12 protein-coding genes are annotated in these 12829 nt (G+C 66.8%); 6 read left to right on the forward strand and 6 right to left on the reverse strand.

The genetic code is table 11. From position 1 onward, the window contains the following. Window positions 1-277: 277 nt before the first annotated feature. A complete protein-coding gene (locus tag LNV28_RS01480) occupies window positions 278-1690 on the reverse strand; it encodes a wax ester/triacylglycerol synthase family O-acyltransferase (RefSeq protein ID WP_263517159.1) in 1413 nt (470 codons plus the stop codon). Between the two features lie 136 nt (window positions 1691-1826). Here LNV28_RS01480 and LNV28_RS01485 point away from each other — a divergent pair, with 136 nt between their 5' ends. Continuing rightward, a complete protein-coding gene (locus LNV28_RS01485) occupies window positions 1827-2078 on the forward strand; it encodes an acyl-CoA-binding protein (RefSeq protein ID WP_263516846.1) in 252 nt (83 codons plus the stop codon). A 45-nt stretch (window positions 2079-2123) separates the two neighbouring features. Here LNV28_RS01485 and LNV28_RS01490 read toward each other — a convergent pair whose 3' ends face one another. The 4 genes from LNV28_RS01490 to LNV28_RS01505 all read right to left on the reverse strand — a co-directional run bounded on the left by LNV28_RS01490 (window position 2124) and on the right by LNV28_RS01505 (window position 6621). Beyond that, entirely contained in the window at window positions 2124-2456 is a 333-nt protein-coding gene (locus LNV28_RS01490; RefSeq protein WP_263516845.1) for a polyhydroxyalkanoic acid system family protein, read from the reverse strand. Window positions 2457-2471: 15 nt separating this feature from the next. Then, complete coding sequence (locus tag LNV28_RS01495) at window positions 2472-3572, reverse strand: aminopeptidase (RefSeq protein ID WP_263516844.1); 1101 nt, start codon at window positions 3570-3572, stop codon at window positions 2472-2474. Beyond that, window positions 3556-5610: a molybdopterin-containing oxidoreductase family protein gene (locus LNV28_RS01500; RefSeq protein WP_263516843.1), complete on the reverse strand. Its 2055-nt coding sequence runs from the start codon at window positions 5608-5610 to the stop codon at window positions 3556-3558. Before LNV28_RS01500 ends, LNV28_RS01495 begins: the two co-directional genes overlap by 17 nt. An 87-nt stretch (window positions 5611-5697) precedes the next feature. Next, window positions 5698-6621, reverse strand: coding sequence for a DUF2846 domain-containing protein (locus tag LNV28_RS01505; RefSeq protein WP_263516842.1), 924 nt, complete (start codon window positions 6619-6621; stop codon window positions 5698-5700). Between the two features lie 222 nt (window positions 6622-6843). Here LNV28_RS01505 and LNV28_RS01510 point away from each other — a divergent pair, with 222 nt between their 5' ends. From LNV28_RS01510 to LNV28_RS01520, 3 genes are read left to right on the forward strand one after another with little or no spacing between them, the layout of a single operon-like run. Continuing rightward, on the forward strand, window positions 6844-8040 hold the full coding sequence (locus LNV28_RS01510; RefSeq protein WP_263516841.1) for a M20 aminoacylase family protein: 1197 nt from the start codon (window positions 6844-6846) through the stop codon (window positions 8038-8040). A 23-nt stretch (window positions 8041-8063) separates the two neighbouring features. After that, window positions 8064-9200, forward strand: coding sequence for a M14 family metallopeptidase (locus LNV28_RS01515; protein WP_263516840.1), 1137 nt, complete (start codon window positions 8064-8066; stop codon window positions 9198-9200). A gap of 12 nt (window positions 9201-9212) precedes the next feature. Continuing rightward, complete coding sequence (locus LNV28_RS01520; RefSeq protein WP_263516839.1) at window positions 9213-9812, forward strand: DUF1415 domain-containing protein; 600 nt, start codon at window positions 9213-9215, stop codon at window positions 9810-9812. 71 nt (window positions 9813-9883) lie between these two features. On the opposite strand, the gene LNV28_RS01525 is transcribed toward LNV28_RS01520, so the two are convergent. Then, window positions 9884-10843 (reverse strand): collagenase, encoded by a 960-nt coding sequence (locus tag LNV28_RS01525; RefSeq protein WP_263516838.1) that lies wholly within the window; start codon window positions 10841-10843, stop codon window positions 9884-9886. Window positions 10844-11218: 375 nt separating this feature from the next. Between LNV28_RS01525 and LNV28_RS01530 the strand changes: the two genes are divergently transcribed. Both LNV28_RS01530 and LNV28_RS01535 read left to right on the forward strand, forming a co-directional pair. Continuing rightward, a complete protein-coding gene (locus LNV28_RS01530; protein ID WP_263516837.1) occupies window positions 11219-11794 on the forward strand; it encodes a cysteine hydrolase family protein in 576 nt (191 codons plus the stop codon). Between the two features lie 29 nt (window positions 11795-11823). After that, a complete protein-coding gene (locus LNV28_RS01535; RefSeq protein WP_263516836.1) occupies window positions 11824-12828 on the forward strand; it encodes a GlxA family transcriptional regulator in 1005 nt (334 codons plus the stop codon). Window position 12829 lies beyond the last annotated feature (1 nt).

Genomic DNA, 12829 nt, shown 5'->3' on the forward strand with positions numbered 1-12829 from the left:
TCAGAAGGCGCGCAGTTCCCACCGGGATTTGCGCGCTTTTTTCTTGGCGGACGGAAGTCAGCACATGGCATGGAGCGGCCGCTCGCGTGCGGCTGAATACGGACGCAGAGAGCGCAGAGAGCGCAGAGGACCGCAGAGGTCGCAGAGGTCGCAGAGGTCGCAGAGAAAAAGGCAGCACTTTGGGTCTCAGCGCCCTCTGCGGTCCTCCGCGGGCTCTGCGTGCTGAAACTTCGTTGCGAACGACCGCTAGGTGCCAAATCCGGCCCGCCACGCTGACTTACAACTCAGCGCCCTCTTCGCCCCAAGGCAGCATCAAAGCAAGGGTCAGCAGCTTGTCGAACTCGGGGGCGAATTGCTCGATGATGCCCTCGGGGTCCGGGCACAAAGTGCTGTCGGTGATCAGGCCGAATTGCACTCGCCCGGCATAGGTCAGGATGCTGACACCGACGCCAATATCGCCCGACTGCGGCACCCAGAACATCACCCGCTCCACCGTCGAGCCGCAGAAATGCAAGGCCTCAGCCGGGCCGGGCACATTGGTCATGACCGCCGTCGCCTTCTTGGCAAAGATATTCAGCATCGCGTGCTGCACCGGCTTGATCAACAAGCCTGCCACCGACAGCAGACCAAAGGCCAGCACCGGCTGGAAGCTGCCCTTCAAGTCCTGCATGCGCGAGCGCACGGCGTAGAGGCGCTCGACCGGGTTTTCGATGCCGATGGGCAACACCAGCGGAACCAGGCCGAATCGGTTGCCCAGCTGGTAGGCCTTTTCCATCGGCCGCAGATTGACCGGCACCATGGCGCGGATCTCCTTGCCGGCCACGTCCTCGCCCTTGGCCTGCAAGTAACGCCCCATCGCACCGGCCACGCAGCTGAGCAACACATCGTTGATCGAGCAGTTCAGGGCCTTGCCCACGGCCTTGACGGCATCGAGCGGCAGGCCCTCGTCCCAGGCCACGCGCTTTTGCGTGCCGGGCTTGCCCTTGAGGCGGGTCGGCGAATCGTCCGCCATCAGCGCAAAGGCCGCCACATCGCTGACCGCCTGGTAGCCCATGCGCGCCATGTCCATGGAGCTGTCAAGCGGGTGGTGCGGCTGCATCAAGGTGTCCACCGACTTGGCCATGCCGGCGCCGGCCACGCGGATGGCCTTGATGGTCATGGCGCTGATGGGCTTGAGCAAGGCATCGGTCAACCAGTCCTGGTCGTCACGCGGCTGCTGCAGGCGCTTCGGCGGCGCCTTGCCACCGTCGGTGATGGACAGCATCACGGCGATCAAGGCAATGCCGTCGCCGATGCAGTGGTGGATGCGTGCGACCAGGGCGCTCGTGCCATCGCCCATGTCCTCGATCAGCTGGAACTGCCAGAGCGGATGCGCCGGGTTCAGCGGCTCGGCGGCCAACTCACCGACCCGGCCCTTGAGACAGTCTTGCCGGCTCTGGCCGCGCAGAGGCAGTAACTCCTCGGCCTGCACATGGCGGGCGATGTCGAAATCGTCGTCCTCCACCCACTGCGCACCCATGGCGTCTTCCACCACCTTCTGGCGAAAGCGCCCGTACTGCAGCAGCCGCGCCTCGACGCGCTCGCGCAAGGCCGCCAGGCTGATGCCAGGCCGGATGATCCAGACCCCGACGATCATCATCAGGTTGGACTCCGTGTCCATGCGCAGCCAGGCGGTGTCGACCTTGGACATGCGTTCCGTCGCGTGGGCCAATGCAGTCTCCTTGAGGATTTAGAGTGTCTCGCCCAGACAATGCTGGGTAACATCGTCGGCGTCCATCCCGATTGTTACCAGTTCAGTCGGCACCCACAGCCATCTAGGAGACACCATGAGCCTGAAAGATCAATTCGAAGCCGCTGTTGCAGCCTCCAAGCAACTGCCCGAGCGCCCGGACAATATGACCTTGCTGAAGCTGTACGCCCTGTACAAGCAAGGCAGCAGCGGTGATGTCGACTGCAGCCGCCCCGGCTTCACCGACATGGTCGGCCGCGCCAAGTGGGACGCCTGGAACGAGCTCAAGGGTCAGACCCTAGATGAGGCCATGCAAAGCTACATCGACCTGATCGAATCGCTGCAGTGATTTGCGCCCTCGCGGGGCCTAGCCCCGCGAACCGAGCAGCCGGCTTCAAGCCGGCTTTTTCTTGCCCGCTGGTTTCTTGTCGATGGCGCCGGCGGCCAGCAGGCCGTCGAGCTCCTTCTGGATCTCGCCTTCGATGGTGGACTTGAAGGCGCCCAGCAGCAGGCCCAGCTTGGCGTGCAGCTCGAAGTGGTCGGCGGTGACGATCAACTCGCCCTTGACGCCGGAGCGGGTGAACTCGACGGTGTCGCTGGTCTTGCCTTCTAGCACCGTGCATTCCATGTCGAATTTTTCTTCGACCTGCTCGGCCCAGGCCCAGGCGATCTCGCGGGCACGCTTGAGCCCGAGGGCATGGTCACGGTGGATGCGGATGTCAGCCATGGTGTGTTCTCTTTCTCACTCTCCAGTGTTCTTGATGTCTTGCAGGCGCATTCTGCGCTGCGCCGGCGGCAGCTCCGCCAGGGATTTCACGGCTGCATAGAAACGCGGCCAGTCGCCGCCCTCGCGGTCCAGCAAAGCCTCGAACTGCGGCGCCAATTCGGTGTAGGCCGAGAGCAGGGCGAAGCTGGCATTGTTGGCGCGCGTGAACCAGCCGTCATAGCCGCTGTCACCACCCCAGGACTCAGCCTTCAGCCGCGCGTAGTCCACACGCAGCTCGGCCATCAGCTGCGCCTTGGCCGCGCGCTTGGCCTCATCGGTGAGCGGCTGCGCATAAAGCGCCCCCAGCCGCGCGCGGTAGCCGCCAGTCAAGGTGCGGAACTGCTCGCGCCGCGCCTGGCGCTTCAGATAGTTCTGGCCTTCGGCGCTGCCGCCCTGGGCCTGCAGCCAGGCCAGGGCACCACGCCGCTCGACAGCGGTGGCGAAGGATTCATTGAACTGCGTGTCGTCGGCCGCATAGGCCACCTGGTGCGAGAGCTCATGGAAGATCAGCCCGGCCAGCTCCGCTTCCGGGTAGGCCATGAAGGTGTTGAGCAGCGGGTCGCCACCCAAGAACCGGCTCCAGCCCAGGGTGGAGTAAGCCGGCACGCCGTAGACCATGACCTCCAGGCCTTGCGCGCGCAGCTCGGCGGCATAGGCCTCGGCCTCGGCCTGATTGAAATAACCCCGATAACCGACGCAACCCATGATGGGAAAGCACCAGGTCTTGAGCGTCAGGCTCAGCTCGGGCGTGGCCACCACATTCCAGACCGCGGCCGAGCGGCCCAGGTCAGCATAGCGGCGGTAGCTGTTGTTGTCGGGCAGGTGCAGCTGTTGCACGGCGAAGTCGCGCATGTGCTGACTCTGCTGCAGGCGCTCGCGCAAGGCGGGCTTGAGCGCCGGGTCAGCCAGCCAGTCCTCCACCGGCTTGGCCGCTGCAACCAGGCGCAGATGGCCGCCGACCGATTGGCCCAGATAGCCGATCTGCGCGCAGCCGCCCAGCGAAAGCGCCAAGCCGGTGCCCAGCGCACCAAACGTCCACCAGCGCCAGCGCTTCAGCATCTCAGGCAGCGACCACATCGACCAGGCAGTCGTAAAAACTCGGTGCCCGGCCCAGATCGGTGAGCCGCTGGTGCGTCACCTCGTTGACATTGCTGCCACCGGCGCCGAGCTTGCGCCACCACACGCCCAGGCCGTTGACCACCCCGGGCCGCGCGCGCGCGCTGATGCGAGCACGGCACAGATAGCTGCCACGGTCATTGAAAACCCGGACCATGGCGCCGTCCTGCAGGCCGCGGGCCGCAGCGTCTTCAGCATGCAGCTCGACCAGGGGCTCGCCCTCGATGTCACGCAAGCTCTTGACGTTGACGAAGCTGGAGTTGAGGAAGTTGCGCGCTGGCGGCGAGATCATGGCCAGCGGATAGCGCGCCGCCAGCTCGGGGCTGGAGCGGCGGCTTTCGTAATTGGCCACGAAGTCCGCGCCGGCCGCTTGCGCCCGGCCGTTCGGCGTGGGGAAGCGCCCTTCAGCAAACGGTGCCTCCTTGAGCGGCAGGCTTTGCCAGCCCTGGGCGCGCAAGGCTTCGAAATCGATCTCAGCCGTGAAGGCCTGGCGGGCAAGCTGCTCGTCGCTCTCGCGGAAGCACTCATCTTCGAAGCCCATGGCCGCGGCCAGCTCGCGGAAGATCTGGGTGTTGGGCTTGGCCTCGCCGACAGGCGCAATCGCCGGCTCGTTGATCAGCACATCGGTGTGGCCGTAGCTGGTGTGCACATCCAGATGTTCCAGCTGCGTGGTGGCCGGCAGCACATAGTCGGCCAGGTCGGCCGTGTCGGTCATGAAATGCTCCAGCACCACGGTGAACAAGTCCTCGCGCTGGAAGCCCTTCACCACCTTGGGCGACTCAGGCGCCACCGCCACCGGGTTGCTGTTGTAGACGATCAGCGCCTCCACCTTGGGGCCGAACTCGGGCGAAGCCTCGCGCAGCAGATCGTCGCCGATGGTGCTCATATTGATCAGCCGCGGCTGGCGGCCAGCCAGCAACTCGGGCCGCTCCAGCGCGGCCATGTTCTTGAAGGGCGCGAACCAGCCCGAGCTGGACAGCAGCAGGCCGCCGGCGCGCGAACGCCAAGCGCCGGTCAGGCAAGGCAGCAAGGCCACCAGGCGCACCGCATTGCCGCCGCCGCGCACCCGCTGCATGCCGTAGTTGAGGCGGATGGCCGCCGGCTTCGTTTGCGCGTAATCGCGCGCCAGGCCGCGCACCTCCTCGGGCGTGATGCCGCAGACCTCGGCCACCGCTTCGGGCGGCCAGTTCAGCGCGCGCGCCTTCAGCTCCTCCCAGCCATCGACATGGCGGGCGATGTAGTCGTGGTCCAGCCAGTCATGGGCGATCAGCTCATGCATCAGGCCCAAGGCCAGGGCGCCGTCGGTGCCGGGCAGCAGGGCGATGTGCTGATGGCATTTGTCTGCCGTCTCGGTCTTGCGCGGGTCGATGCAGATCAGCTTGGCGCCCTCGCGCTTGGCCTTGTTCGCGTAGGTCCAGAAATGCAGATTGGAGGCGATCGAGTTGCTGCCCCAGATCAGGATCAGGCGGCTCTCGGCGAAGTAAGGCAGGTGCATGCCGACCCGGTGGCCGTAGGTCGCATTCAGCGCCGCCGCACCGGCCGAGGCGCAGATGGTGCGCTCCAGCTGCGAGGCGCCCAGCTTGTTGAAAAAGCGCGCCGACATGCCCTCGCCCTGCAGCAAACCCATGGTGCCGGCATAGCTGTAGGGCAGGACGGCCTGCGGGTCACGCGCAGCGATGGTCTTCAGCCGCGCCGAGATATCGGCCAGGGCCTGGGCCCAGCTGACCGGCTCAAAACGCGGCGCCTCATCCTTGCGGCTGACCCGCTTGAGCGGGCGCAGCAGCCGCTCCTCGTGATAGGTGCGCTCGGCATAGCGCGAGACCTTGGTGCACAGCGCCCCGTGGGTGCTCGGATGATCCGCCGCGCCCTGGATCTTGATCACCCGGCCCTGGTCGACCGTGATGCGCAAGGCGCAGGTGTCGGGGCAGTCGTGCGGGCAGGCGCCCTTGACGATGTGGGGGGAAGAAGCTGAGGAGGGCGAAGGGCTGAGGTCGTGCATAGCGAGACTATTGCACAGCTGCCCGAAGAGCCGGGCACGCTGCGCACAAAGCCCCGGGGCTCGGCCACATGCCCCCGGGGGTCAAGCTCAGTCCATGACCCGGCACATGCCCGTGTCGCAGCGCACGCGCAGCGGCGCGCAAGACATCTCGAAGCTTTCCACATGGCCTTCACGCGCGACCAGGCGTGCGCTCGGACGCACACCGCCGGCGCCACGGCAGCCACGTTCCATGGCCACCCGTTCGGCCTCGAATTCATAGCGGCTCGGTGCGAGTTTGCTGGCGGGTGCCAGAGGCTGGGCTGCGACCGGCACCGCTTTCTGAACTACGGGCGCAGACACGGGAGCCGCCGCTTGGGCTGGCGCTGGAGACGCCGCCGGCATCGTCACCGGGGCAGGTGCTGGCGCAGGTGCAGCAACAGGCACCGCCGCAGCCGATTTCTCGCTCGGCGTAGCAGCTGCAGCTGGAGCTGGCGCGGGAGTCGTTGCAGGAGCTGCAACAGCCCCCGCCCCCCCCCGCATCAACGGGCTATCCACCAGGCTGCTTTCATTGACACCGGCCCGGCCCGTGGCGGCATCCACGGCGTGCAGGCGCGAGCCGGCGCTGAGCAGGCCCATCTTGACCTCTTGCCAGACGAAGCTGGGCTGGCCGATCTGGGTGCTGATGCGCAGCTGGTGGGTGTTCTCGCCCTTGGAGACGATTTCGTGGTCACCCGGCGGCACATCGGCGATGACAAAGGTCTTGCCCTTGGTGGTGCCGGCCACCTGGCCGTCCACGCTGAGGTCCAGGCCGACCAGGGTGCCCAGGAATTCGTTGCGGTAGATGTAAATGCGCGAGAGGCCAGCCGGCGCTTCGAAGCGCTTGGCGGAGGCGTCTTCGCCGGCGGGCGCTTGCTTGACGCTGGCGCAACCACCCAAGCCGAGCAGGACAGCGCCCGCGGCCAGGCTCAGCCAAGACTTGAAGGAGGAGTAGGTGGAGGACGACGACGTCGACGATGCCGGGCGAGATGTCATGAGCGTCAGCAGCCAAACGCTGCCCTGTTGCAGTGAAGGCTCTGAGCATAGAAGCCCAAGGGCGCGGCAAACGAAAGAAAAGCCCGCTTTGTCCGCAAGACCCGCTTGGATGGGCGGCATGCATGCCGCTCCGCCCCGCGATGGATGCCCCGGTTTAGACTGGCGCCCTGCAGTCTTTCTGCCCCCTTCACCCACCCACCGGGCCGACCTGGCCACGCCGCCATGAAGTTCATCGACTCCATCCTGGCCGATGCGCCGCTGATCCAGCGCCTGCGCCGCGACATCCATGCCCACCCCGAGCTCTGCTTCCAGGAGCAGCGCACTTCGGACCTGATCGCCCAAACCCTGAGCGAATGGGGCATTCCGGTGCACCGCGGCCTGGGCACGACCGGGGTGGTGGGCATCGTCAAGAACGGCACGAGCGAGCGTGCCGTGGGCCTGCGTGCCGACATCGACGCCCTGCCGATGACGGAGCACAACACCTTTGCGCACGCCAGCACCCAGCCCGGCAAGATGCACGCCTGCGGCCACGACGGCCACACCGCCATGCTGCTGGCTGCCGCCAAGCATCTGGCCACCAACCGCAATTTCGACGGCACCGTCTACCTGGTCTTCCAGCCGGCGGAAGAAGGCGGCGGCGGTGCGCGCGAGATGATCAAGGACGGGCTCTTCAAGCTCTTCCCCATGGAGGCCATGTTCGGCGCGCACAACTGGCCGGGCATGCCGGCCGGCGCCTTTGCGCTCAAGACCGGGCCGGTGTTCGCCTCCAGCAATGAGTTCAAGATCACCCTGCGCGGCAAGGGCGCGCATGCGGCCATGCCGCATCTGGGCGTGGACCCGGTGCCGGCGGCCTGCCAGATGGTGCAGGCCTTCCAGACCATCATCAGCCGCAACAAGCGCCCGGCCGAGGCTGGCGTGATCTCGGTGACCATGATCCATGCGGGCGAGGCCACCAACGTCATCCCCGACTCCTGCGTGATCGAGGGCACTGTGCGCACCTTCACCCTGGAGCTGCTGGACCTAATAGAGCGGCGCATGGAGGAGATGGCGCAAGGCATCGCCAGCGCTTTCGAGGTCAGCTGCGAATTCAAGTTCCGCCGCAACTACCCGCCCACCATCAACCACCCCGCCGAGACCGAATTCGTGCGCCAGACGCTGAGCGCCATGGTCGGGCCTGAGAGCGTGCAGGAGTTCGAGCCCACCATGGGCGCGGAGGACTTCAGCTTCTTTTTGCAGGAAAAGCCGGGCTGCTATTTCCTGATCGGCAATGGCGACGGCAGCCACCGCGTCGGCGGCCATGGCATGGGCCCCTGCACCCTGCACAACCCCAGTTACGACTTCAACGACGATTTGATCCCCCTGGGCGGCTCCATGTGGGTGCAGCTGGCCGAGGCCTGGCTGAAGCAGCCGCGGACCTGAAGGACGGACTGGAGGACGCCGCCATGGCCCAGCACGCCGAAGCCTTTTTCGCGCAGAGCTATGCCGAGGCGCGCACCAAGTTCCTGGCTGCGGCCGAGGCCGCCGGCCTCGATGTCGAAAGCCGCGCCCACCCGCTGCTGGGCCGCGAGGGCGAAGCCTTGGCCCTCGATGTGCTGCGCCAAGGCCCGGCGCGCGGCCGGGCCGAGCGATTGCTCATCCTCAGCAGCGCTTGCCATGGCGTGGAGGGCTTTGCCGGCTCGGGCATTCAATGCGGGCTGCTGGCGGACCCACAATGGTTGGCCGCTGTGCGCGCCAGTGGTGTCTGTGTGCTCTATCTGCACGGCCTGAACCCGCATGGCTTTTCCTGGTGGCGCCGGGTGACGCAGGAAGGCGTGGACCTGAACCGCAACTTCGTCGATTTCCACCAACGCCCCCTGCCCGCCAACCCGGGCTACGAGGAGCTGGCCAGCGCCCTGCTGCCCCGCCAGTGGCCGCCCAGCGCCGAGAACGAGGCGCGCTTGAGCGACTACATCGCCCGCCACGGCCGGGCCGCCTGGCAGCAGGCCGTCAGCGGCGGCCAGTACACGCAGGAGCTGGGCCTGTTCTACGGCGGCCACGCGCCGACCTGGAGCCACATCACCCTGCGCCATGTGCTGGAAGAGCACCTGGCCGGTGTGCGTGAGCTGGCCTGGATCGACCTGCACACGGGCCTGGGGCCTTGCGGCCATGGCGAGCGCATCTACACGGGGCAGGACACGGGCGAAAGCCTGGCCCGCGCACGCCAGTGGTGGGGCGCGGGCGTGACCTCGCTGAGCGAAGGCAACTCCAGCTCGGCGCCGCTGGTGGGCCTGATGTGGTCCATCGTCGAGCCGGTGTTCGCCCAGGTGGCGCCGGGCGCGCGCTACACCGGCATGGCACTGGAGTTCGGCACCGTGCCGCTGGACGAGATGATCCTGGCCCTGCGCGCCGACCATTGGCTGGAGGCCCACCCCGAGGCGCCGCCCGAGCAGGTGCTGGCCATCAAGCGCCAGATCCGCGACGCCTTTTACATCGACACCCCGGCCTGGAAAGCGCAGCTGCTGGCGCAGGCCAGCGAGGCGGCGCACCAGACCCTGGCGGGGCTGAACTCCGGCTCGCCTTTTTCTTCTTCTCCGACTTGAGTTTTTCTCCCCATGAGCGACCACGCCACCCCAAGCCCCGCATCGGATCCCACACTGAGCGACGCCGAGATCGACGCCGTCCGCCAGGAGACCCAGCACTGGCTGGAGAAGGCCGTCATCGGCCTCAACCTCTGCCCCTTTGCCAAGAGCGTGCATGTCAACAATCGGCTGCGTTATGTGGTCAGCCAGGCCGCAACGCCGGAAGACTTGCTGAAGGAGCTGGCCCGCGAGCTGCTGGCCCTGAACCGGGCCGACCCGGACGAAATCGAAACGACGGTGCTGATCCACCCGCGCGTGCTGACGGACTTCCTGGACTTCAACGATTTCCTAGGCGCCGCCGACGCCCTGGTCGAAGATCTGGAGCTGGACGGCCTCCTGCAAGTCGCCAGCTTCCACCCCGACTACCAGTTCGCCGGCACCGATATCGACGACATCAGCAACTACAGCAACCGCTCGCCCTACCCCACCCTGCACCTGCTGCGCGAGAGCAGCATTGAGCGCGCGACCGAGACCATGGCCGACACCGACGCCATCTACGAGGCGAATATGGCCACGCTGGAGAAGCTGGGCCTGGAGGGCTGGAAAGCACTGGGCTTGAAGGCTCGGAGCTGAAGCACCCAAGAGCAAAAAGCTGATCCACTCGCGAGCCCCTGCCGGGCTCGCCAAGGCCGACCGTGCGCCACTCAGGGCGTGGGCGCCGGCTCGGTGGCTGGGGCCAGCGTGCCCAGCCAGGCTGAGAAGGCCGGGTCAAGATCCTGCCCCCAGCTCCTCACCAAAGCCTGGTAACGCGGATAGTCCCCGGCGCGGGTGAAGCTCAGCATGTGATCCAGTCGCGGCCGCTCTTGTTCCAGCATGAAGCGTGCGGCCAGATAGCCCCAGCTGTAGACGCGCTCGTCGCCGCTGTTGCTGAGGTAGCCGGTGTCGAACAACTGACTCAGGCTGAAGGTCTTGCTCGCAGCCAGGCTCAGGGCGCGGGGGTGACGCTGGCCATGGGCGATGTACTCGGCCACGCCCTCCGTCCACCAGATCAGGTAGGGCGTCAGCGGCGCCGGCTTCGGGCAGTTCTCGGGGGCGTCGTGGGAGTCATGCAGATTGGCGCAGAAATCACCGTAGAGATTGAAGCGCCCGTCCAGGTAGTGGACATACTCATGCCCCAGATTGCGCACGCTGCCATCATTGCGCTGGTTGGCGACGAACTCCGCCTGATTGCCAGGCTGATCGGGCAGACCTTCCAGATACATGCCGCCGTTGTTGGTGGGCATATTGAAATGCTGACCGGCATAACGCACAAAGTCATAGCCCGAGGCATAGATATTGGCTCGCAGGGAACGATTCTGGTCGTTCTTGATCGGCCGCCCTTCGGTGCCGAAGACGCGATGAAAGCGCGCCTCGATCTCGCTCAACTCCCGGCAAATTGCGCTTTCTTGCTGTGGGCTCAAAGCCTGGGAGCGCAGCTCCAAGCTGTCGTTGCAGCGGTGCTTGCGAACCAACACCTGGTCCACCGACGCCTGCGGCGGCGGCGGTGAAGGCTCGGCGCTGAAAGCTTGCAGGGCGGGCAGCAGCCCGCTGGCCAGCACGCCCATGCAGTTCAAACGGGCGATTCGGCGCGAGCTGTCGCGCAGCAGTTCCTTGATTCTTGGCATATCCGGCCTTCTTGGGAGGGGCTCGATTCAGGGTGAATTTTTATAAATATATCTGAAATATTTCTCATGATGGCACACAGGGCCAGCGGCCGGTGCCGATGCGCCTGCCGCTGGCCGGCAAAGAGCTTCTCCATCGAAACCGCAGGCTGAGCCCGCTCACACCCGGACACGCTGAGAAAACCGCAGCCCCTGTCGTGAATCGCCTGAGGTGCTGAGGCCACGCGCGGGTGGCCCAAGGTGGACTGCAAAAAACGAGGCCGGCCCGGCCATGTCCGGATTTGACCGAAAGCGGGCCCGATCAGGCGCGACGCAGGCCCGCCACGGCGGCACAGTGGAGGCACTGAAACGCACACCTTCAACCCGGAGCACCCGCCCATGAAAACCGCCCTGCTGCTGATCGACGTCCAAGAATCCTTCCGCCAACGCCCCTACTGGAGCACGGCCGAGCTGCCCGCTTTCCTCGCCGCCACCCGGCGCCTGATCGAAGGCGCTCAAGCCCAAGCCATGCCCATCGTGCGCGTCTTCCACAGCGACGGCCCCGAGACGGCCGACAACGCCTTCGCCTTGGCCTCGGGCCTGGTGCGGCCGCTGGAGGAACTGCCGGCTCTGCAGCCGGCGCTGGAGGTGATCAAGCACCGCCACAGCGCGCTGGCCGGCACGGGTCTGGCCATCTGGCTGCATCAAAACGGCATCCAGCGCCTGATCGTCAGCGGCATCCGCACCGAGCAATGCTGCGAGACCACCACCCGCCACGCCAGCGATGAAGGCTGGCAGGTCGACTACGTGACCGAGGCCACGCTGACCTTCGCCATGCAACACGCCAGCGGCGCCACGCTGAGCCCGGCCGAGATCAAGCTGCGCACCGAGACCGTGCTGCAGGACCGATTCGCCGAGATCTGCACGGTGGACCAGGCCCTGGCGCGTGCAGCTGCTGCTGCCGTCTCGGCCTGAGACCCAGATCCAGGCGCTAAGCTCGCACCATGTCCACAGCACTTGATGTCCTGATGTGGGTGCAGCCCGGCACCTTGCTGCTCGATCTGGCCGGGCCGGCCGAGGCCATTCGCCTGGCCAACCAGGCCCTGCGCCGGCGCCAGCAGCCCGAGGCTTTTCGCCTGCGCTTCATCGGCATGGAAGCCGAGTGCGCCAGCTCGGTCGGCCTGCAGCTCAGCGGCCTGGAGCCGCCGCCTGAAGCGCTCGCGCCGGGCAGCTGGCTGATCCTCAGCGGCTGCCGCAGCAAGGCACCCGACGAGCCCGCGCCGAGCAGCGAACAACTGGCGCAGGAGCTGGCCGGCGAGCGCTGGCTGGCCCGGCAGGGTCAGGTCTTGCTGAGCGAGGGCGGGCGCCTGGTCTGCATCTGCTCGGGCACCTTGCTGGCGGCACGCACCGGCCTGCTCGGGCGCGGCGTGCGCTGCACCAGCCACCACGAGATGCTGGACGAGTTGCGCCAGCTGGCACCTGAGGCCCAGGTCGTGGACAACCGCGTCTTCGTGCTCGACGGCCCCGAGGAGCAGATCGCCAGCAGCGCCGGCATCACCGCCGGCATCGACCTCAGCCTGCACCTGATCGCCCAGCACTGCGGCGAAGCCCTGGCCGCGAGCGTCGCCCAGACCATGGTGGTCTACCTGCGCCGCAGCAGCAAAGACCCCGAACTCTCACCCCTGCTGGCCCACCGCCACCATCTGCACGCAGCCCTGCACCGGGTGCAAGACGCCATCTGCGCCGAGCCCGCGCGCGACTGGAGCATGGACGCCATGGCCGCGCGCGCCCACGTGACGCCGCGCCACCTGAGCCGCTTGTTCGCCGAGCATGCCGGCATCAGCCCTCTGAACTATCTGCAAACCATACGGCTCGAGCGGGCCGAGCAAGCCCTGGCCCGCGGCGCCAGCCCCAGCGATGCAGCCCTGGCGGCGGGCTTCAGCTCAGACCAGCAGCTGCGCCGCACGCGGCTGGCGCGCGCCGCGGCGAGTGCCAGGCCGCAGCACTGAG

Source organism: Paucibacter sp. DJ2R-2 (genome assembly GCF_025717675.1).
Classification (GTDB): Bacteria; Pseudomonadota; Gammaproteobacteria; order Burkholderiales; family Burkholderiaceae_C; genus Paucibacter_A.

Bases quoted from the DNA above. Each gene is read 5' to 3' on its own strand.
- LNV28_RS01530 (WP_263516837.1), top strand. From the start codon at position 11,219: ATGAAAACCGCCCTGCTGCTGATCGACGTCCAAGAATCCTTCCGCCAA.
- LNV28_RS01480 (WP_263517159.1), bottom strand. From the start codon at position 1,690: ATGTCCAAGGTCGACACCGCCTGGCTGCGCATGGACACGGAGTCCAAC.
- LNV28_RS01495 (WP_263516844.1), bottom strand. From the start codon at position 3,572: ATGTGGTCGCTGCCTGAGATGCTGAAGCGCTGGCGCTGGTGGACGTTT.
- LNV28_RS01510 (WP_263516841.1), top strand. From the start codon at position 6,844: ATGAAGTTCATCGACTCCATCCTGGCCGATGCGCCGCTGATCCAGCGC.
- LNV28_RS01535 (WP_263516836.1), top strand. From the start codon at position 11,824: ATGTCCACAGCACTTGATGTCCTGATGTGGGTGCAGCCCGGCACCTTG.
- LNV28_RS01490 (WP_263516845.1), bottom strand. From the start codon at position 2,456: ATGGCTGACATCCGCATCCACCGTGACCATGCCCTCGGGCTCAAGCGT.
- LNV28_RS01525 (WP_263516838.1), bottom strand. From the start codon at position 10,843: ATGCCAAGAATCAAGGAACTGCTGCGCGACAGCTCGCGCCGAATCGCC.
- LNV28_RS01515 (WP_263516840.1), top strand. From the start codon at position 8,064: ATGGCCCAGCACGCCGAAGCCTTTTTCGCGCAGAGCTATGCCGAGGCG.
- LNV28_RS01505 (WP_263516842.1), bottom strand. From the start codon at position 6,621: ATGACATCTCGCCCGGCATCGTCGACGTCGTCGTCCTCCACCTACTCC.
- LNV28_RS01520 (WP_263516839.1), top strand. From the start codon at position 9,213: ATGAGCGACCACGCCACCCCAAGCCCCGCATCGGATCCCACACTGAGC.
- LNV28_RS01485 (WP_263516846.1), top strand. From the start codon at position 1,827: ATGAGCCTGAAAGATCAATTCGAAGCCGCTGTTGCAGCCTCCAAGCAA.
- LNV28_RS01500 (WP_263516843.1), bottom strand. From the start codon at position 5,610: ATGCACGACCTCAGCCCTTCGCCCTCCTCAGCTTCTTCCCCCCACATC.